General features: G+C 67.9%; 18 protein-coding genes and 2 tRNA genes. 9 read left to right on the top strand and 11 right to left on the bottom strand.

Going from position 1 to position 19,893, the window contains the following annotated elements; translation table 11 throughout:
* Positions 1–5: 5 nt before the first annotated feature.
* The gene (locus A605_RS11345; protein ID WP_015401656.1) at positions 6–1,193 is read right to left on the bottom strand and encodes an ABC transporter substrate-binding protein; all 1,188 of its coding nucleotides are present in this window, start codon (positions 1,191–1,193) and stop codon (positions 6–8) included.
* Between the two features lie 399 nt (positions 1,194–1,592).
* On the opposite strand from A605_RS11345, the gene A605_RS11340 reads away from it, so the two are divergent.
* From A605_RS11340 to A605_RS11330, 3 genes are read left to right on the top strand one after another with little or no spacing between them, the layout of a single operon-like run.
* Positions 1,593–2,141, top strand: a complete 549-nt coding sequence (locus A605_RS11340; protein ID WP_027004266.1) for an OsmC family protein — start codon at positions 1,593–1,595, stop codon at positions 2,139–2,141.
* A 41-nt stretch (positions 2,142–2,182) separates the two neighbouring features.
* Entirely contained in the window at positions 2,183–3,250 is a 1,068-nt protein-coding gene (locus A605_RS11335) for an acyl-CoA dehydrogenase family protein (RefSeq protein WP_015401654.1), read from the top strand.
* Between the two features lie 56 nt (positions 3,251–3,306).
* Positions 3,307–3,780: a ribose-5-phosphate isomerase gene (locus A605_RS11330; RefSeq protein ID WP_015401653.1), complete on the top strand. Its 474-nt coding sequence runs from the start codon at positions 3,307–3,309 to the stop codon at positions 3,778–3,780.
* 135 nt (positions 3,781–3,915) lie between these two features.
* Here A605_RS11330 and A605_RS11325 read toward each other — a convergent pair whose 3' ends face one another.
* The 5 genes from A605_RS11325 to A605_RS11300 form a co-directional block, all read right to left on the bottom strand.
* Positions 3,916–4,497: an SAM-dependent methyltransferase gene (locus tag A605_RS11325; RefSeq protein ID WP_015401652.1), complete on the bottom strand. Its 582-nt coding sequence runs from the start codon at positions 4,495–4,497 to the stop codon at positions 3,916–3,918.
* A gap of 147 nt (positions 4,498–4,644) precedes the next feature.
* On the bottom strand, positions 4,645–5,481 hold the full coding sequence (locus A605_RS11315) for an aldo/keto reductase (RefSeq protein ID WP_015401651.1): 837 nt from the start codon (positions 5,479–5,481) through the stop codon (positions 4,645–4,647).
* Positions 5,482–5,491: 10 nt separating this feature from the next.
* Entirely contained in the window at positions 5,492–5,722 is a 231-nt protein-coding gene (locus A605_RS11310) for a hypothetical protein (protein ID WP_149029433.1), read from the bottom strand.
* Between the two features lie 55 nt (positions 5,723–5,777).
* Entirely contained in the window at positions 5,778–6,461 is a 684-nt protein-coding gene (locus A605_RS11305) for a hypothetical protein (RefSeq protein WP_015401650.1), read from the bottom strand.
* 142 nt (positions 6,462–6,603) lie between these two features.
* Positions 6,604–7,383, bottom strand: a complete 780-nt coding sequence (locus A605_RS11300) for a hypothetical protein (protein WP_015401649.1) — start codon at positions 7,381–7,383, stop codon at positions 6,604–6,606.
* A gap of 121 nt (positions 7,384–7,504) precedes the next feature.
* Here A605_RS11300 and A605_RS11295 point away from each other — a divergent pair.
* From A605_RS11295 to A605_RS11275, 5 genes are all read left to right on the top strand, one after another.
* Positions 7,505–7,579, top strand: a tRNA-Gly gene (locus A605_RS11295).
* Between the two features lie 193 nt (positions 7,580–7,772).
* Positions 7,773–7,846 (top strand) — tRNA-Pro (locus tag A605_RS11290).
* A gap of 75 nt (positions 7,847–7,921) precedes the next feature.
* Positions 7,922–9,349, top strand: a complete 1,428-nt coding sequence (gene tig, locus A605_RS11285; RefSeq protein ID WP_015401648.1) for a trigger factor — start codon at positions 7,922–7,924, stop codon at positions 9,347–9,349.
* Between the two features lie 172 nt (positions 9,350–9,521).
* The gene (locus tag A605_RS11280) at positions 9,522–10,121 is read left to right on the top strand and encodes an ATP-dependent Clp protease proteolytic subunit (protein WP_015401647.1); all 600 of its coding nucleotides are present in this window, start codon (positions 9,522–9,524) and stop codon (positions 10,119–10,121) included.
* Between the two features lie 20 nt (positions 10,122–10,141).
* Positions 10,142–10,768, top strand: coding sequence for an ATP-dependent Clp protease proteolytic subunit (locus A605_RS11275; protein ID WP_015401646.1), 627 nt, complete (start codon positions 10,142–10,144; stop codon positions 10,766–10,768).
* Between the two features lie 117 nt (positions 10,769–10,885).
* On the opposite strand, the gene A605_RS11270 is transcribed toward A605_RS11275, so the two are convergent.
* The 5 genes from A605_RS11270 to benA all read right to left on the bottom strand — a co-directional run bounded on the left by A605_RS11270 (position 10,886) and on the right by benA (position 18,177).
* Positions 10,886–13,543, bottom strand: coding sequence for a helix-turn-helix transcriptional regulator (locus A605_RS11270; protein WP_015401645.1), 2,658 nt, complete (start codon positions 13,541–13,543; stop codon positions 10,886–10,888).
* Between the two features lie 74 nt (positions 13,544–13,617).
* Positions 13,618–14,442, bottom strand: coding sequence for a 1,6-dihydroxycyclohexa-2,4-diene-1-carboxylate dehydrogenase (locus A605_RS11265; RefSeq protein WP_034990622.1), 825 nt, complete (start codon positions 14,440–14,442; stop codon positions 13,618–13,620).
* 53 nt (positions 14,443–14,495) lie between these two features.
* Entirely contained in the window at positions 14,496–16,076 is a 1,581-nt protein-coding gene (gene benC / locus A605_RS11260) for a benzoate 1,2-dioxygenase electron transfer component BenC (protein ID WP_015401643.1), read from the bottom strand.
* A gap of 38 nt (positions 16,077–16,114) precedes the next feature.
* Entirely contained in the window at positions 16,115–16,627 is a 513-nt protein-coding gene (gene benB, locus A605_RS11255; protein ID WP_015401642.1) for a benzoate 1,2-dioxygenase small subunit, read from the bottom strand.
* A 41-nt stretch (positions 16,628–16,668) separates the two neighbouring features.
* A complete protein-coding gene (gene benA / locus A605_RS11250; RefSeq protein WP_027004271.1) occupies positions 16,669–18,177 on the bottom strand; it encodes a benzoate 1,2-dioxygenase large subunit in 1,509 nt (502 codons plus the stop codon).
* Positions 18,178–18,992: 815 nt separating this feature from the next.
* On the opposite strand from benA, the gene catA reads away from it, so the two are divergent.
* Positions 18,993–19,862 (top strand): catechol 1,2-dioxygenase, encoded by an 870-nt coding sequence (catA, locus tag A605_RS11245; RefSeq protein WP_015401640.1) that lies wholly within the window; start codon positions 18,993–18,995, stop codon positions 19,860–19,862.
* The last annotated feature ends 31 nt before the right edge of the window (positions 19,863–19,893 follow it).

Raw genomic sequence — 19,893 nt, 5'->3', positions numbered from 1 at the left:
TTCCGTCAGCTCCTCGCGTACCCGGCGGTGGGGCGGGCAGGGTCGAATCGGTGGCCGTTGATCATCACGGGGTCGCCGGCCCGGGGGACGTCGGCGGGCAGCACGGAGCGGCTGGCCCGGATGAGGACGTCGTCGTCCATCCTCAGCGCGTCCCCGCCGAGGTCCCAGCGGGCCATCTGGGTGGTCATCCAGGTGATCGCCGTGACGTCGGTGGGGTCGCCGAAGGACATCAGCTCCGGGTCGACGACCTGCTCGCCGCCCCAGGTCAGGTAGCTGCCCTCCAGTTCGGGCGTGATCAGGCCGGTCGGCTGGTTGAGGTACTTCTCCTGCGCGAGCACGGGGGAGACGTGCCCGGTCCGGGCGGGGTCGTCCGCCAAGACCGCCGCCTCGCCCAGCGCGGCGATGAGCCCGTCCGCGGTCTCCGGGTGGGCGGCGCGCCAGTCCTTGGCCATCGCCACGCTGCAGCAGGGGTGCTTGTCCCACAGGTCCTTGGTCAGGGTGAAGATCCGGCCCGCGCCGGACTGCAGCGCCCGTTGGTTGAACGGCTCGGGCCCGATGAATCCGTCGATGCCGCCGACCTCCAGCTGGGCCACCATGTCCGCCGGGCGCAGCAGCCGCAGCTCGACGTCCGCGACCGGGTCGACTCCGCCGGCGGCGAGGAAATCGCGCAGCAGCAGGGCGTGCACCGAGTACTCGAAGGGGATGCCCAGGATCATGCCGCGCATGTCCTCCGCGCCGCGCACCTCCGGGTGGTGCTCCGCGGCCAGGGTCAGGGCCTGCCCGTTGGTGTTCTGCGTGAAGCTCAGCTCCGTGGGACGCGTCGCGTTCGTCGCGCCGGAGTCGATGGCGGCGGGCATGGGGGAGAGCATGTGCGCCACGTCGAGCTCGCCGGTGGCGTAGGCGGTCCACAGATCCGCCCAGCCCGCGTACTTCTTCAGCCGCACATCGACGCCGTGGGCGGCGAACAGGCCCTCGGAGTCGGCGAGAATGAGGGGCGCGGCGCAGGCGATCGGGACGAAGCCGATCGTCAGCGGGCCGGAGGGGCCCTGGCCGGGGGAGTCCTGGGCCGGGGAGCAGGCCACCGCACCGCCGAGGGCGACGCCGGCGGCGGTCAGGCCCGCCGCGCGCAGGAAGCCCCGCCGGGAGAGCCGCCTCCTCAATGGGCCGGAGGGCTGCCGGGGATGGTGGTGCATGGGGTGGGAACCTCATTCTGCGCGGATGGGCGGAACCGCGGGGCGGGCGGCGGGCAAGGGGGAGTGAACGAAACGGTCGGTCCATGATTATAGACCGCTCTGTCTCACTGTTTGTCTGGCGACTATAACCGAGTGTCTCCCGTAGTGTCCATGCGGTGGCGTGCCCCCTGCGGGACACCTTTCCCACGGTGGCCCCCATCTGGGCCGTATGCAGGTTGTTACTGGTCCGCGAGTTAAATTCACGTAACTCCCGTATCTGCCCCGCTACTGCGCCGCAGGTGGGGGTGGTGGGGGTCGGACCGCTTCCCCTGCAAGTAGTAGACCGTACTGTCCATTTAAATGCAGTTCGTGTTAGTCTCGGCGGCGAACCCCAACCACCGCGAAAAGGAGCTGTTCGACATGTCCGACCTCACCCCGAACCACAAGGACGGCGAGCCGCTGGCCCCCATCGACGCCGAGAAGCTCTCCGAGCTGGCGAAGAAGAACACCGAGAACCCGGAGGGTGGGCGCAAGACCATCCGCACCCACACCGAGGCCGACGGCCAGTTCCGCAACTACACCCGGGTCCGTGACCTGGATCCGATCCTGGTCTCCGAGCCGCCGCAGCTGCTGGGCGACAACTCCGCGGGCAACCCGACCGAGGTCGCCCAGGCGGCCCTGGCCGCCTGCATCTCCGTGGGCATCCAGGCCATCGCCACCAACCGGGGCGTGACCCTGACCAAGATCGCCATCGACATCGAGTCCGACATCGACATCTCCCCGGTCTGGGGCGTCGGCGACCTGGCCGAGGACAAGCGTCCGGGCGTGTCCGACGTGCGCGTCAAGATCGACCTCGAGGGCGACGCCGACCGCGAGACCCTGGACCAGATCCAGAAGGACGCCGTCAAGTGGTCCCCGGTCGTCAACACCTACACTCGCCCGGCCAACCTGACCTCCGAGCTGGTCTAGCACCGAGCGCACCACCCACCCCCGATCCCCGGAAGGCCCCGATGAGCACCACCGCAGTTTCCCCGACCACCCCCGCGCTGATTCTCGACCCGGAGCTGCGCGCGAGCATCGCCGAGAACGCCAAGGCGGTGGACAAGGGCGAGAAGGACGCCCGCTACGCCCTGTCGTTGCTGGGGGAGGCGGGACTGCTCGGTCGGGACCTGCTCGACACCGCCCGTCTCATCCGGGAGCTCTCGGCGGAGGACCTCTCCGTCGGGTTCACCGTCTGGGCGGACCGTGTCACCCTCAGCTACCTGGAGGCCGCCGGCACGGGGTACGCACTCGAGCTCGCCGAGGCTCTGCGCGTCGGCCGCCGCCCCGGTGTGTCCGGCATGGCGGGCCCCTTCAAGGAGTTCGCCGGCTGCGGGGAGATCGACCTGCACGCCGAGAAGACCGATGACGGCTACGTCATCAACGGCAAGCTCAACTGGGCCTCCAACCTCTACGACGACGCCGTCGTGGTCTCCGGCGCGAAGACCGACGGGGGCGAGCGTTTCCTCTTCGTCCTGGAGGCCGGCCACAAGGGGGTGCACTTCGGCCGGCCCTTCGGCCTGCTGGGGCTGAACGCCACCGCCTCGGCCTGGGTGACCTTCGAGGACGTCCACCTCCCGGCCGCCCAGGTGCTCACCGGGGACTTCGAGTCCTTCATGGCCCAGGCGCGCCCGACCTTCTCGCTGCTGCAGATCTCCGAGTGCATCGGTGTCGCCGAGGCCTCCGCCGCGGCCGCGGGCACGCGGCTGTCCGGCGTCAACGAGACCTTCACCGGCGACGTCGAGCGGGCGGTGGCCACCAACGCCGAGCTCGTGGAGCGTCAGGAGGCGATCATCGCCCGCCTCGGGCAGGGTGAGAAGGTCTCCCCGGTGGAGCTGCTGGAACTGCGTCTCGACGCCGCCGAGGCCGCCGTGGCCGCGGCCAACGTCGAGGTCCGCGTCGCCGGCGGAGCCGGCTACGCCAAGAACTCCCCGGCCTCGCGCCGCTTCCGGGAGGCCGCGTTCATCCCGGTGCAGTCGCCGTCGGAGGCCCAGCTTCGCTGGGAGCTCGCCCGCGCGCGCGAGAACGCGGACAACTGACGCGGGCGGGTCGGACGCCTGAACCGGAAATCCGGTGGTCGGATAGAATCTGTGGCATGCGCGTTTATCTAGGAGCAGACCACGCCGGATTCGAGATGAAGAACGTCATCTCCGAACATCTGAACAAGCAGGGCCACGAGGTGATCGACTGCGGCGCCCACACCTACGACGCCGAGGACGATTACCCCGCCTTCTGCATCGAGGCCGCGAGCCGCACCGTCAATGACCCGGGTTCCCTCGGCATCGTGCTGGGTGGCTCCGGCAACGGTGAGCAGATCGCCGCGAACAAGGTCGAGGGCGCCCGCTGCGCCCTCGCCTGGTCGCCGGAGACGGCCCGCCTGGCCCGCGAGCACAACAATGCCCAGCTGATCGGCCTCGGCGGCCGCATGCACTCCGAGGAGGAGGCCATCGCGATCGTCGACGCCTTCCTGGAGCAGGAGTGGTCGCGTGCGGACCGCCACCAGCGCCGCCTCGACATCATCTCCGAGTACGAGCGCACCGGCATCGCCCCCGCCCTGCCCGAGGAATAACCCGGCCGTGGCCTGAGGGCCCCGCTTTTTCTCCCGTCCGACACGGTCGACCCGCCGTCCGCCGCCACCTTCCGCGTGGTGCCGGGCGGCGGTTTCCTGTTGTTTGCGGCCGGGACGGATGCCGGGACGGGCGGGTCAGGTGCGTTCGGGCAGGCGGAAGACGTCGATGACGTACTCCTCCTCGCGCCACCCGCCGAGCAGCTGCAGGCCGTGGCGCGGATCCCGCAGCTCGGCGTGCGCCTCGTCGCCGGTCATCTCCATGCCCTCGTCCCGGGAGCGCCAGTGCACCGCGACGATGTCCGCCCCGGGCTGCGCTGCGGCGAACAACCGCTGCAGGGTGGGGCCCAGCTTTTTCTCGGGCAGGTAGTAGAGCACCTCGGAGAGCACGATGAGATCCGCGGCCGGGAAGGCGGCGTCGGGGTCGAGCTCCTCGCCGGTGACCGTGACCCGCTCCGTCAGGCCCGCCGCCGACACCCGCTCACGACACCGCAGCCGTGGCCGCTCGATCGGCTCCCACGCCTCGAGGTGCTCGCAGCGTTCGGCCAGCCGAGCGGTGAGTACCCCCACTGAGCATCCCGGCTCGAAACCCGACCGGTAACGATGCCGGGGCAGGGCCGCGAGGGTGAGCGCGTATTTGCGCGCCTCGTAGTCGCTGGTCTCAAGCTCCCAGGGATCCTCGGTGCCGGCGTACAACACCTCGAAGAAGTTCCGGTTCATCGTGGGTCTTCCATTCTGATTCGGTCGGGGAGGCCGACAACTGCGGTGCCGGTGGCGACCTCCGTGTGCGGACAGGCCCCGACCCCGGCGGGTTCCCCGGATTCCCCGCCGGTCTGGCGGCGCCCGGCAACCGGGGCCAACTCCGTGCTAGACGTCCACCTCGTCGGGGTGGGGGCCCACGCGGCCGTCGCCACCGCGGTCGAGGTCGGTGATGGCGGTCATCTCGTCGTCGCTGAGCTCGAAGCCGAAGACGTCGATATTGCTGCGGATGCGCTCGGGCGTGCGGGACTTGGGGAAGACGATGTTGCCCTTCTGCAGGTGCCAGCGGATGACCGCCTGCGCCGGGGTCACGTCGTGGGCCTCCGCCGCGCCGCGGACCGCATCCGAGTCGAGCAGGTCGTATTTGTTCTGGCCGAGCGGGGCCCACGCCTCGACCGCCATGCCGTGGTTGCGGAAGAAGTCGACCTCCTCGGGCCGCTGGTAGGCCGGGTGCAGCTCGACCTGGTTGACCACCGGCACCACCTCGGAGGAGATCAGGAGCTTCTCCAGGTGGTGGGGCAGGAAGTTGGACACGCCGATCGAGCGGGTCAGCCCCTCCTCACGCAGTCCGACCAGCGACTCCCAGGCGGTGACGTAGGCGTCCTGCCGCGGGCACGGCCAGTGAATCAGGTAGAGATCGACGGTGTCGAGGCCCAGCTTGTCCAGCGACTCACGCAGGGCGGCCGGGGCGTCGTGGTGGCGGTCGTTCCACAGCTTGGTGGTCACGAACAGCTCGTCGCGGTCCAGTCCCGACTTCGCGATGGCACGTCCCACACCCTCCTCATTGCCGTAGACCGCAGCGGTGTCGATGTGGCGGTAGCCGGCCTCAAGCGCCTCGCTGACCACGCGTTCTGTCTCGTCGGGGTCGACCTGGAAGACACCGAAGCCGAGCTGCGGGATGGTGGTGCCGTCATTGAGTTCGATGGTGGGGATGCGGTTGTCCATACCGACCAGGCTACGCCCGATCGGGCACGGACAGCTCCACCCCGAGGATGGTGCCGGGTCCCACCGTCGACTCCGCCCAAGCCCACCCATCGAGGCCGCGGGCGGTGCTGCCCAACAGGGTGCCCGGGTCCGACAGCAGCTTCGACAGTCGGTCCTGCGGCACGACCTCGCCCCGGGCGTGCAACCACAGGCTCAGCACGCGTTCGGGCTCCGAACCCTTGAGGGGGCCGCCGGAATCCACGGGCCCGCCCGCCGGGCAACGGAGGCCTGCCCGCACGCCGGGAGGAGGGCGGTGGTCAATTGCCGACGTCCCGTCTGCCCGGCGTCGTGATCAGGCGTCCGGTGAGAGACCAGGACAACGCCGCGGCCACCCCGGCGGTGAGTAGGGCCAGGCCGGCGTGCGTGGTCAGCTGCGCGTCGGCGCGCTCCCGGGCGGAGTCCGTCCACCGGGCCACGACGAGGGTGACCGGGGTGGTCGAACCGCTGACCTCGACACGCCCCCAGTGGACGGAGCCGCCGTCGATCTCGTTGACCACCCCCGAGCTGACGGGGGAGGACAGGATTTCACCGGCGAGGGTGGAGCCGGGTTCGATGCGCCGACCGACGCGCTCCATCTGGATGATCTCCCCGTCCACCTCCGCCGCCAGGGCGTCGTCGGGGCCGGGCACCTGGTGTGACAGGTAGGACTCGACCAGCCGCGGACCGGACTCGAAGGCCCGCCCCGTCAGCGGATCGGCCGCGGTCTCGGCATAGGTGACGAACTGCTCGACACCGACCTCGACGTGGGTGTTCGCCTCCTCCGTGACCTGGGCCAGCAGACTGGTGCGCACCGCGACGAACACGAACGCCAGGCAGGCCACGACCAGGGCCGTCATCCCAATCGCCAGACACAGGCGCGGTGCCGCCGGGCGGAGCCGGGAGAGTGCGGTGGTGGGGGCCATGGCGGGGACCTCCGGATCGGGGTGGGTGGGGATCCGCATTATCGTGACCCACCCGGATGAACCACCGGTGAAAATTCCATGAGGGTTCCTTCATCGGCGCCCGGGGCGTGGGAAACGGGTGGGGCAGCAAAAAACCGGCGCCTGGGCGCCGGTTTCCGGAGGTCACCTGGTCAGCGGGGGATCAGAAGTCGAAGCCGAGGTCGAAGCCGTCGAAGAGACCGCCGCCGTCCTCCATGCCGCCCATGTCCTCGCCGCCGCCCATGTCGCCGCCGGCGTCCCCCATGTCACCGGCATCGCCCATGTCGCCGCCTTCGCCGGCGCCGCTGGCGAACTCCTCCCCGCCGTAGTTGACGCCGGACATTCCGGCGAACATCGCGGAGAACATGAACATGGAGCTCGCGGCCCACATGCCGGTCATCATGGCCGGGGCCCACCAGGCGGTGGAGTACCAGCCGGCCGGCACCGGGCGGCCGGCGACGGTGCCGCCGGGGTAGTAGTTCGGGGTCTCGTCGGAGGCGTCCGGGGAGGCGGTGATGGTCTGGCCGTCGTGTTCGATGGTGCGGCGTTCGGTGACCTTGCCGGCCTTGCGCTGGCCCTCCAGCGGCGGCAGCTCCGGGCCCGGGGTCATGCCCATGATGTCGCGCGCGGCATTCATGTAGTGCATGCCCTCAAGTGCGGACTCGCGCGCCAGCTCGGCCTGCTTGGTCGTGTCCGCGGTCGAGATGGCGGAGGAGGCGGCGTTGTAGCGCTCGGAGGCGTCGGCGATCGCCTGCGTCGAGGCGGCGTCGGTGCCCGAGATCGTCAGCACCTGCGAACCGAGACGCTCAATCCAGCGGCGGGCGTCGGCGCGGGCATCCTCGAGCCGGGCGGCCTCGCGCTCCTCTTCCTTCTTCTTGTTGGAGCGGGACGTGAAGTAGGCGGCGCCGCCGCCGAGGACGAGTAGGATGAGGAGAAGTTCCACGGGATCATTCACTCCGAGGTCGAATGTGGGAGAGGGCTTTGTGGGTACAACGATATCGCGGCCCGGAAAGTTCCGTTTTCGTTTCGGCGGGGGAGTGCGTTAGACTGTCCCGCACCGGCATGGGAATGTCGTATAGTGGCTAATACCTCAGCCTTCCAAGCTGATGACGCGGGTTCGATTCCCGTCATTCCCTCCACGTGAGCCCCGGATCGCCAGCAGCGGTCCGGGGCTTTTTCATCGCCTTCGCCGACGACGGATGGTATCGCATTGCCCGTGGTGGGTGCCCCGTCACCGGGCGCGGACACCGTTTTTTGACCCCGGTGTCGTCACCGATTAAGAGCGGACGGTAAACTTGTATCTCGTATGTCTCCCACCCCTGGGAGAACATACGGGGCGTGGCGCAGCTTGGTAGCGCACCTGCTTTGGGAGCAGGGGGTCGCAGGTTCAAATCCTGTCGCCCCGACTAGGGGGCCGGTACCCGTAACCCGGTACCCGGTCCTTAAATACGAACTTCAATGCGAATCCAGGAGAGTTACTCGTGAAGAGTTCCGTCGAGAAGCTGAGCGACACCCGCGTCAAGCTCACCGTCAATGTTCCTTTCGAGGACCTCAGCACCGAGATTGACCAGGCCTACGCCGCCATCGCGCAGCAGGTGTCCATCCCCGGTTTCCGGAAGGGCAAGGCGCCGCGCCAGCTGATCGACGCCCGCTTCGGCCGTGGCCCGATCCTGGAGCAGGTCGTCAACGACATGCTGCCGTCCCGTTACGAGCGTGCCTGCCAGGAGAACGAGCTGGTCGTCATCGGCCAGCCGGACATCGACATCACCAAGATCGAGGACAAGGAGTTCGTCGAGTTCACCGCCGAGGTTGACGTCCGCCCCGAGATCGAGGTCCCGGACTTCTCCGAGATCGCCGTCACCGTCCCGACCATCAGCGTCGACGACGCCGCCGTGGACGAGGAGCTCGACGAACTGCGCGCCCGTTTCGGTGAGCTCAAGGACACCAAGCGCAAGCTGAAGACCGGTGACTTCGCCGTCATCGACATCAAGGCCACCGTCGACGGCGAGGTCGTTGAGGAGGCCACCACCGAGGGGCTGTCCTACGAGGTCGGCGCCGGTGATCTCATCGATGGTCTGGACACCGCCCTGCGCGGCATGAAGACCGACGAGGAGAACGAGTTCACCACCACGATCGTCACCGGTGAGCACAAGGACAAGGAGGCCACCGTCTCCGTCCGCGTCCAGCAGACCAAGGAGCGCAAGCTGCCGGAGCTGGACGACGAGTTCGCCCAGATGGCCTCCGAGTTCGACACCGTCGAGGAACTGCGCGAGTCCACCAGGACCCAGGTCGAGGAGACCCGCAAGGGTCAGCAGGCCGCCAACATCCGTGATGAGGTCCTCAAGGAGGCCCTGGCCAAGACCGACTTCGCGCTGCCGGAGTCCGTCGTCGACGAGCAGGTCCACCAGCAGCTGCACCAGCTGCTCGGCCAGATGGCCCATGACGAGGCCGCCCTCGCCCAGATCCTGGAGGCCCAGGGCACCACCCGCGAGGAGTTCGACGAGCAGGCCCGCAAGGACGCCGAGGAAGCCGTGCGCACCCAGCTGTTCCTGGACACCCTGGCCGAGCAGGAGAACCCGGAGGTCTCCCAGCAGGAGCTGACCGACCACATCCTGTTCACCGCCCAGTCCTACGGCATGGACCCGAGCCAGTTCGTCGGCCAGCTGCAGCAGTCCGGCCAGATCGCCAACCTGTTCGCCGACGTCCGCCGCGGCAAGGCCCTGGCCGCCGCGATCTGCCGCGTCTCCGCGAAGGACGAGGACGGCAACGAGGTCGATCCGGCCCAGTACTTCGGTGAGGAGGAGACCGAGGAGGTCGCCGAAAACACCGAGGCCACTGAGGCTACGGAGGCTCCGGAGGCTCCGGAGGCTCCGGAGGCTTCCGGGGACGCCGAGAAGACCGAGGACTAGTCCTCCCGCGGCAGGGCTCCGACGTAGAACGTCGGGGCCCTTTCGCCTACCCGGGGAGACACGGGCGTCGGGAAGCGTTGCGACGCTGTGAGCGAACAGGGAAGCAGTTTCGCCGTCACCGCTAGTACCCTGGGGAGCATCGATGACACGAGAATTACAGGAGTTTGATTCCATGACTGACCAGATCCGGATGACGTCGCCCGGCGGGGGCCTCAACCTGGGTGACTCGGTGTACGAGCGACTGCTGCGTGAGCGCATCGTCTTCCTCGGCCAGCAGGTCGACGACGAGATCGCGAACAAGATCTGTGCCCAGATCCTGCTGCTGACCGCGGAGGATCCGCACCGCGACATCTCGCTGTACATCAACTCGCCGGGCGGCTCCGTCACCGCGGGTATGGCCATCTACGACACCATGAAGTACTCGCCGTGCGACATCGCCACCTACGGCATGGGCCTGGCCGCCTCGATGGGCCAGTTCCTGCTCTCCGGCGGCACCAAGGGCAAGCGCTTCGCCCTGCCGCACGCGCGCATCATGATGCACCAGCCCTCCGCCGGCGTCGGCGGCACCGCGGCCGACATCGCCATCCAGGCCGAGCAGTTCTCCCAGACCAAGCGCGAGATGGCCGAGCTCATCGCCGAGCACACCGGCCAGACCTTCGAGCAGGTCACCAAGGACTCCGACCGCGACCGCTGGTTCAACGCGGAGCAGGCCAAGGAGTACGGCATCGTCGACCACGTCATCACCTTCGCGCAGGGTTCGATCAGCAACTAGGGATTGAGGAGTAAAAAATAATGACCAACGGATTCCAGATGCCTTCGTCCCGTTACGTGCTGCCGTCCTTCGTCGAGCAGTCCTCCTACGGCACCAAGGAGACCAACCCCTACGCCAAGCTGTTCGAGGAGCGCATCATCTTCCTGGGCACCCAGGTCGACGACACCTCCGCCAACGACATCATGGCGCAGCTGCTCGTGCTTGAGGGGCTGGACCCGGACCGGGACATCACCATGTACATCAATTCGCCCGGTGGCTCCTTCACCGCGCTGATGGCCATCTACGACACCATGCAGTACGTCCGCCCGGACGTGCAGACCGTGTGCCTCGGCCAGGCCGCCTCCGCCGCCGCCGTGCTGCTGGCCGCCGGTGCCCCGGGCAAGCGCGCCGCGCTGCCCAACACCCGCGTGCTCATCCACCAGCCGGCCACCCAGGGCGTCCAGGGCCAGGTCTCCGACCTGGAGATCCAGGCCGCCGAGATCGAGCGCATGCGCCGCCTGATGGAGACCACGCTGGCGAAGCACACCAACCGGACCGCGGATCAGGTCCGGGAGGACACCGACCGCGACAAGATCCTCACCGCCGAGGACGCCGTCGAGTACGGCATCATCGACCAGGTCTTCGAGTACCGCAAGCTCAACGTTTAACGCGGCCACCCACTGATGAGGGGGCGCCCCGGGAATTTCTCCCTGGGGCGCCCCCTTTTCGGCGTTTCCGGGTCGGGGAGTGCACAGCCGCGCACCCCGCCACGGGCCGGGTCCCGCCTACAGCTCGCCGAGCACCCGCGGCAGCTCGTTGCGGGTGCGCACACCGAGCTTCCGGTACACCCGCGTCAGGTGGTACTCCACGGTCTTCGACGACAGGAACAGCTCCCGGGCGACCTCCCGGTTGGTGGCGCCCTCGGCCACCAGCTTCGCGATCTCCTCCTCCTGCGGCGTCAGACCCCCGGCACCCGTGGTGCGGGTGCCCAGCCCGCCGGCGCGGCGCTCGCGGTTGCAGCGTTCGACGAACTCGGTGGCGCCCATGGCGGCGAAGACCTCGCCGGCGCGGGCGAAGATCTCGTCCGCGTGCCGACGCCGTCCCAGACGGCGCAGGACGCGACCGTACTGGTAGAGGATGCGGGACTGGTAGGAGGGCAGGGGGAGGGTCTCGATGAGCTCGACCGACTCGTCGAAACGGCGGATGCCGCCCTCGATGTCGCCGCGCGCGAGCAGGATGCCGGCGCGTGGCACCCCCAGCTTGGCGTGCAGGGAGGCGATCCCGGAGCCCTCGGCCTTCTCCTCGGCGCGGGTGGTCACCTCGTCGGCCTCCTCGACCCGTCCGGCCTGCAGCAGCTGCTGGGCCCACACGTCCTCCCACGGCCAGTAGCCCGGCTGGCTGATGTCGGTCTCCCTGCCGATCTGGGTCAGGGTCTCACCGGCGCGCTGGGCCGTGGACATGTCGCCCTCGATGGCCGCGATCTGCAGGCGGCACATCGCCGAGGGGATGCGCTGGATGACGAAGGCGTCGTGGCTGAAGGTCAGCCGGTTGACGTAGGAGCGGGCGAGCTCGCGGTCACCGCGGAAGGCGGCGATCTGTCCGCCGGTCCACAGCAGCAGCGGCTCGAGGAACTTGATGCCGAAGCGCTCGGCGCGCGCCAGGCCCTGCTCGACGACGCGCTCGCCCTCCCGGTATTCGCCGAGCAGGAACATGGCGCGCGCCAGCCACCCCTCCATCCACAGGCTGATGCGCTCGGAGCCCTCGGCACCGCTGCTGAACTCCAGGTACTGGCGGGCGGCGACGGGGTCGTCGTGGGCGAGGTGGATCCAGCCGGCCGCCATCTTGCGGCGCTGCGCCAGGATCGGCGTCTCCTCGGGCAGCGGGGTGTCCGGCGGGATGGTGCCGGTGATCGCGGCCCGGCCGATCATGGCGATGTACTGCGCCTCAAGCCGGGTGGGGGAACCCTCCGGGGCCCATTCGTCGGCGATGTCCGCCCAGTGGACGACCTGTTCCGGCTGCCAGTCGTTGAGGTTGATGAACACCTTGCGGGAAGCCACGCGTGCCCGCATAACGGGATCCATGCTGTCCTGCTGCTGGAGGGTCCGCCAGGCCCGGTCGATGAGGCTGACGGCCTCGGAGCGCCGTCCCTCGTGGAGGGCGAGGTAGCCGCGCATCGAGTCGACCTTGGCGTCCTGGAGCGCCCGGCTGAGTGACCCGGCGTGCAGCCGGGCGCGCGGGATGTCCGAGGTGGCGATCAACGCCTCGATGGAGGACAGGTGGTTGTCCTGGGCGATCCTGGGGTCGGAGGCCACCCGTGCCGCGAGATCGAAGGCCTCGGCGGCGGCCCGCCACTGGCCGCCCGCGGCGAGCTGCTCGCCACGCTCGGCCAGCTGCCCGGAGATCTCGTCATCGGTGCCCGAGGTGCCGAGCGCCTCGTGGATGAGGGCGGAGCCGACGTCGTGGTGGGCGCGGTGGTATGCGGCGGCACGGTGGTGCAGCCGGGTGGCCTCGCCGGGCCCGAGCATGGAGCGCACCACGGCGCGGTCGGTGGGGTGGGTGAACCCGACGACGGGCGCCTCGGCGTTCGGGATGAACTCGAGCAGACCGGCGGCGAAGGCGGCGTCGAGCATCTCGTTGGATTCGTCGTCGGCGAGGTGGCGGATCAGGTCCGCCTGCCCGCTGCCGGTGCCGGGCAGGATGGCGACGGCGTTGAGCACGGCGTCGACGTCGATCCCCTCGCTGCGTCGCCGGAGGGACGCCCGCCACGGCCGGGGGATGGGGATGCGGGGGTTGCTCAGCCGCCAGTGGTCGGCGGGGGCGGCCTGCAGCACCTCCCGGATGCGGCCCGGGCGTCCACCGGTGATGTCGCGTAATTCGGCCGCCGCCAGCGGGGACAGGTGGGCGCCGACGGTCGACAGTGCCAGGGCGCGGACGTCCTCGACATCGAAGGGGGCGATGGTCACGGACTCGTCGGCCATCGCCTGCAGCCTGCTCACCGACATGGGACGGGGTGCGTCCTCCTTGTCGGAGACGGTCATGATGACGGCGACGCGTCCATGTTTCAGGCGGCGGGTGGCCTCGACGAGGGCCTGCAGGGAGGTGTTGTCGGCCCAGTGGGCGTCGTCGACGACGATCGCGGTGGATGCACCTGCCCGGTCCACGAGCTCGGTCAGCGAGCCGCTGTGTCCGCCGCGGTCGAGGATGTGGCCGAGCAGCTCGCCCTCGTTGCCGGCCTGCCAGGATAGTGCGGAGGCGCGGATGCCGGCCCAGCCGGGCAGGGAGCGCACGACCTCGCGCACCAGGGAGCTCTTGCCCGACCCGGCCGGCCCGGTGACGAGCAGCAGCAGGCCGCGGCCGGCCTCGAGTTCGGTGATCCGGTCCACCAGGAGACGGAGGGTGGCGCGGGCGGCGTGCTGGGTACCGAGGGCAGGGGAAGAGAACACGCCTCCCACGCTAACACCGGAGTGCCTGCGTGGGAGGCGTAATCCCTCACCAGTCCCTGAGCTTTACCCTAATGTTATCCCTGGTCGCCGCCAGCGACGGGAAGGACCGAGCCGGTGATGTAGCTGGCCTCCTTCGAGGCCAGGAACACGATCGGGGCGGCCTGCTCGTCGAGGGTGCCGTAGCGCTTGAACAGGGAGGAGTCCACCGTCTGATCGACGATCTGCTGGTACCACTCCTTCTCCTGCTCGCCCTCGGGGCCGGGGCCGCGCTGGACCTTGCGCTCCGGGGCGAGCGTGCCGCCCGGGGCGGTGGCGACCACCCGCACGTTCTTCGGCGCGGCCTCGAGGGCCAGCGCGGAGACCAGCGCGTTGACGCCGCCCTTGGAGGCCGCGTAGGGCACGCGGTTGACGCCGCGCGTGGCCACCGAGGAGACGTTGACGATGGTGCCTCCACCGTTATCGATCAGGGCCGGGAGCTCGGCGCGTACCGACCACAGGGTGGTGAACAGCGAGCGCCGCACCTCCTTCTCGATCTCCTCGGGCGTGTAGTGCTCGTAGGGCTTGGCCCAGATGGTGCCGCCGACGTTGTTGATCGCCACGTCGACGGAACCGAGCTTCTCGACGGCCGCGGCGACCATGGCCTCCGCGCCCTCCCAGGTCTCCAGGTCAGCGGTGGCTGATCCCACGGTGCCGGAGGTGACCTCGGCGAGGTCCGCCGCCACCTGGTGCACCAGCTCGGAGCGGTCGACCAGGAACACGGAGCCGTTCTCGTGGGCGATGCGGTTGGCCACGGCCTGGCCGATGCCCTGGGCCGCGCCCGTGATGAGCACGTTCTGGCCCTTGAAGCGGTCCGGGGTGAACAGCTCCGGGGTGCCCTCCACGCCCTCGCCGACCGGCATGGTGCCCTTCGCCGACTGCGGGGCGGCTTCCCGGTCTCCGGCTCCCTGCGGGGTCACTTGGCCGCCTCCGTCTCAGCGCCGAGGCGGTTCTCGATGGCCTTGTCCATGGTGGAGACGGCGTGCTCGTTGTGGGAGCGCAGCACCTCGCCGTACTTGGCCAGATCCTTGGCCTCGAGCGCGTCGATCATGTCCAGGTGCTCCTGGGCGATGGCCGACTCGATGAAGCCGTTGTCCTCGAGCTCCTTGCTCATCACATCCATGACTCGGAGATTGTTGTAGGCCTCCAGCATCGACGGGTTGCCGGAACGGTGGAACAGGAACTCGTGGTATTCGTTGTTCGCCTTCACGTAGCCGTCGGCGTCGGTGAGCTTGTCGCCCTCGATGAACGAGTTCGCCTTCTCCGCGAGCCCGCGGAACTTCTTGAGGTCGTCGCTGTCCAGGGTCTCGTGGACCAGGGACGCCACGCCGAACTCGAGGGCCATACGGGCCTCGAAGACGGCGCGGGAGTCCTGCTGGGTGCGGTGGACCTGACCGGTCTGGACGCCCGGTGCGGAGACCGAGACCTCGGCGTAGCCGGGTGCGGACTTGGTCTCGACCTCGACGACGGACTCCTTGTTGGAGCCGGCCGCGGAGTTGAACTTCTCGAAGTAGAAGTTCTCCGGCGGGGTCGGCTGGTCGTTGAGGAACTTGCGCACGGCCTCGACCATCGGCGGGGGACCACACAGGTACACGTCGGCGTTGCCGTCGTGCAGGTGCTCCTTGGAGTCCATGTGGTCGGTGACGTAGCCCTTGCGCTCGTGGTTCGACTCGGGGTCGGAGACCACGGTGAAGTAGTCGAAGTCCGGCAGGCGGTCACGGTAGGAGTCCAGCTTCTCGAGCTCGACCAGGTCGTGATCGAAGGTGGCGCCGTAGATCAGGCGGACCGGGACATCCAACAGCTCGTCCTCGGTCAGCTTCTCCAGGATGGCCATGATCGGGGCCAGGCCGGTGCCGCCGGCCAGCAGCAGGATCGGATCCAGCGGCTCACGCAGGAAGAATGAACCCATCGGTCCGGTCAGGTTGAGTTCGTCGCCGACCTTGGCGGTGTCCGTCAGGTACTCGGACATCAGGCCGCCGCGGGTCAGCTTGACCAGGAAGGTCACGATGTCCTCGGAGGGGCCGGAGGAGAACGAGTACGAGCGGTGGTCATCCCAGCCCGGCACGGAGATGTTCATGTACTGGCCGGGCAGGTAGTTGAGCTGGTCGCGCTCCTTGATCTTCACCGAGAACTTCACGGTCGACTCGGAGAGCCGGTCGAGCTCGGTGATGTTGCCGATCAGGGTGGAGGCGCCGGTCTTGGCCTGATCCGAGGTGATCGGGACCTGGATGACCATGTTGGTGAAGGGCTTCGTCTGGCAGCAGAGGATGTAGCCTTCGTCGGCCTCCTCGTCCGTCAGAGCGTCGTCGATGTACTCGCCCTCGTCGTAGTCGCCCGATTCGGCGAACGCCTTGCAGGTACCGCAGGCGCCGTCGCGGCAGTCGAACGGGATGTTGATCCGCGCCTTGTAGGAGGCGTCGATGATCGTCTGGTCTTCTTCACACTCGACGAACCGGGTGATCCCGTCCTCGAATGCCAGGGCGATTTCATGTGCCATGTTGAGGGGTTTCCTCCTTCCGGGGAAAAGTCAGGTGATTAGAGCTGGTAGATGTCCACGACGTGGTGGATGTAGTCGTTCTTCAGGACGATCTTCTTCTTCTTGATCAGCGGGGCCTCACCGGAGACGTCGATGGTCAGCCAGGTGGTGCCGAAGTAGTGGTCGGTGGTGTTGTACCGGAAGTAGTAGGAAATCCAGTTGTAGCGAACGTCGACCTCGCCCTCGCGGCGGTCGAGGATCTCCAGGTTGTTCAGGTAGTGACCGGTGCGCGGCTCCGGGATGGAGGTCGCGGAGGAACGCTCGGTGCGGATGCGGAAGACGCGGTCCTCGAGGCCGGCACGGGAAGGGTAGTAGATCAGGGAGATCTCGTTCTGCGGGTCCTGGGTCAGGGTGTCGTCGACATCCCAGGCCGGCATCCAGTACTCGACGTCCTTGCTGTAGAGCTCGAGCCACTCCTCGAACTTGCGGTCGTCGAGGAGGCGGTTCTCCTTGTAGAGGAAGTCCAGGATCTGGTCCCGGGTGATCTCGGAGGCGGACACGGCGGCGGTCATGATGTTCTCCTTAGAGGTGTTGGGGTGGGCTCGGGTGCGTCTTACTCGGCACCGCGGGTGCGGCGGCGGCGACGGCGGCCGGAGCCCTCGCTGGAGCCGGAGGCGGCCTTGGCGGCGGCCTTCTCCTTGGCGAAGGCGACGGTGGCGGAGGCGGACTCGGCGTCGTCACGCACGTGCTTGTCGGACTTGGCGGCGAGGTCGGCGTCCTCGGCGTCGACGGCCTTTTCCATCACGGACTCCCAGTAGCCGTGCTGGATGGGGTACAGACCCTCGTCCTCGGTACGGGCGCCGGAGGAGAGCACCTCGTTCAGGCCCAGGTCGCGGGCGACGTCGTTGAGGCCCTCGACCTGCTGGCCGAGGCCGCGGGTCATGTCGTTCCACGGGAAGGCGGAGGCCTGGTAGGTCTTCTGGCAGGAGCGGAACTCCTCCAGGTCGTCCGGGGTGGCCATGCCGGTGGCGTTGAAGAAGTCCTCGTACTGGCGGATGCGGTTCGCGCGTGCCTCGGCGGACTCACCCTTCGGGGCGATGCACCAGATGGAGACCTCGGTCTTGTCCACGGCCTTCGGCTCGAGACGGCGGATCTGGGTGGAGAACTGGTCCATGATGTAGACGTTCGGGTAGAGGCACAGGTTACGGGAGGCACCGACCATGAACTCGCCGCGCTTCTCGCCGTGCAGCTCCTTGAGCTCGTCGAGGCGGTCGTACACCGGGCGGTCCTCCGGGTTGCCCCACTCCTGCCACAGCATCAGGTGGCCGTTCGGGAAGGAGAAGTAGCCGCCGCCCTGCTCGCCCCAGGAGCCGGCGTCCATGGCCTTGGTGTCGTTCTCGGACTCACCGGTGCTGCGGCGGGAGGTGGTGGCCGCGTAGTTCCAGTGCACGGAGGAGACGTGGTAGCCGTCGGCGCCGTTCTCGGCCTGCAGCTTCCAGTTGCCGTCGTAGGTGTAGGTGGAGGTGCCCTTCAGGACCTCCAGACCCTCGGGCGACTGGTCGATGAGCATGTCGAGGATGACCCGGGTGTCACCCAGGAACTCGTCCAGGGTGCCGACATCCTCGTTCAGGGAACCGAAGAGGAAGCCGCGGTAGGACTCGAACTTCGGGACACGGCGCAGGTCGTGGGAGCCGTCCTTGTTGAAGTTCTCCGGGTAGGCGCCGTTCTTCTCGTCCTTGGCCTTGAGCAGGGAGCCGTCGTTGGAGAAGGTCCAGCCGTGGAAGGGGCAGGTCAGGGTGGTGCGGTTGTCCACCTTCTTACGGCAGAGCATGGCGCCGCGGTGGGAGCAGGAGTTGATCAGGCAGTTGAGCTTGCCGTCCTTGGAACGGGTGATCATCACCGGCTGACGCCCGATGTTGGTGGTGAAGTAGTCACCCGGGTTCGGGACCTGGGACTCGTGGGCGAGGAAGAGCCAGTTGCCCTCGAAGATGTAGCGCATCTCGAGGTCGAAGATCTCCTCGTCGGTGAAGATCTCGCGGTTCACGCGGACGATGCCCTCTTCGGGACGGTTCTCGAGCGCGCGGGAGAGGATCTCGCGGGTGTCGGCGGTGGGTGCGGTCATGATGAACATCCAATCTTTCTGGTCGACAAGGAAGACCGTGGCCGACGCTCGGCGGGAGCGTCCCGGTCGTGACGGTTTCCTGCGATCGATGGAACGGTGATGCCGCTCACTCTCCAAGTGAGGGATAGCGACCATCATGCACCATCATGTTATGGGTCACACTAGGGAAAGGCCTGGGACTGGGCCGGGGGTCTGTGTGCGAATGCACGACCGTGCGGTCTGCGCACCCGCCCGTGCCAGCAGAAACGGTTCCGGGCCGGGGTGGTGGAAGGTGGGGGAAGATTTTTCCTCCGCGACCCGTATTTGGGGGTGAATCGGGGGTGATTTTGGGCGATGGTGTCTGAATTCGGCGCGCAGTGGGGAGCGGTGGACTAAGGGGTGGTCCCGCATGCCTGTGCGCCTCATTCGCCCCGTCGGGCCGGACGACGCGCCCCGCCGTGCGCGGGGGTGGGGTTTCGGGTAGGGGTGGCAGCGACTGTGGGGGTCAGCTGTGTAGCCGTGGCGGTGATGGATGAGGGATTCCACCCCCGCTATCCCCCCATTTCGTCAGGGGTGTGCCTAGGATTAGGTCGGGGTGGGAGGTTTCATTCCGCGGATATTCAGGGGTGTGCAACTCCTCCACCAGTGAAAATAGGGGGCAGGGAAAGCCGTGAAAGGGTAGGATCGGCTATTTTCGGGAAGATTCGTATTTGCATCCCCTCGTGAGGTGGGACACAGTAATTACAACCCAGGAGTTGCATCACCGGTCTATTTGGGATGCACACCAAACTGGATCTACCCCAAAAACCGCCTACTCCCACGTAAAGGAGATCGTCATGGCTAATCTCGCCGATCTGCAGAACGAGGACCCCACCGCCAAGGGTTCCGGCAACGCCGCCACCGACAAGTTCAAGGGTGAGTCCGTCAAGTCCGACACCTCCAAGGAGCGTGCCAACGCGATCTACAAGGATCTGCTGGCCGCCATCGCCGAGGTCGCCCACAAGCACCAGGTCACCTACGACGAGTACCGCGTCCTGAAGAACTGGATGATCCAGGTCGGCGAGTACGGCGAGTGGCCGCTGTGGCTGGACGTCTTCGTCGAGCACGAGATCGAGGAGATCAACTACAACCGCAACTCCTACACCGGCACCAAGGGCTCCATCGAGGGTCCGTACTACGTTCCGAACTCCCCGGAGCTGCCGTGGAAGTGCGAGATGCCGATGCGTGACAAGGACAAGGAGGCCACCCCGCTGATCTTCAAGGGCCAGGTCACCGACGTCGACGGCAACGGTCTGGGCGGTGCCACCGTTGAGCTGTGGCACGCCGATGAGGAGGGCTACTACTCCCAGTTCGCCCCGGGCATCCCGGAGTGGAATCTGCGTGGCACCATCGTCACCAACGAGAACGGCGAGTACGAGATCAAGACCCTGCAGCCGGCCCCGTACCAGATCCCGACCGACGGCCCGACGGGCTGGTTCATCGAGTCCTACGGTGGCCACCCGTGGCGCCCGGCCCACCTGCACCTGCGCGTGAAGTCCCCGGGTTACCGCGAGATCACCACCCAGCTCTACTTCCAGGGTGGCGAGTGGGTCGAGAACGACGTCGCGACCGCCGTCAAGCCGGAGCTCGTCCTGGATCCGCAGAAGGATCCGGAGACCGGTTACAACCTCGTCGAGTACGGCTTCGCCCTCGACAAGGAGGACTAGCCCCCTCTGCGCGCGCCTCGCGTCCCTACAC

It is taken from the genome of Corynebacterium halotolerans YIM 70093 = DSM 44683 (assembly GCF_000341345.1).
Classification (GTDB): Bacteria; Actinomycetota; Actinomycetes; order Mycobacteriales; family Mycobacteriaceae; genus Corynebacterium; species Corynebacterium halotolerans.
The sequence above is the reverse complement of the archived record's forward strand: the minus strand, read 5'-3'. Positions and strand labels throughout refer to the sequence as shown.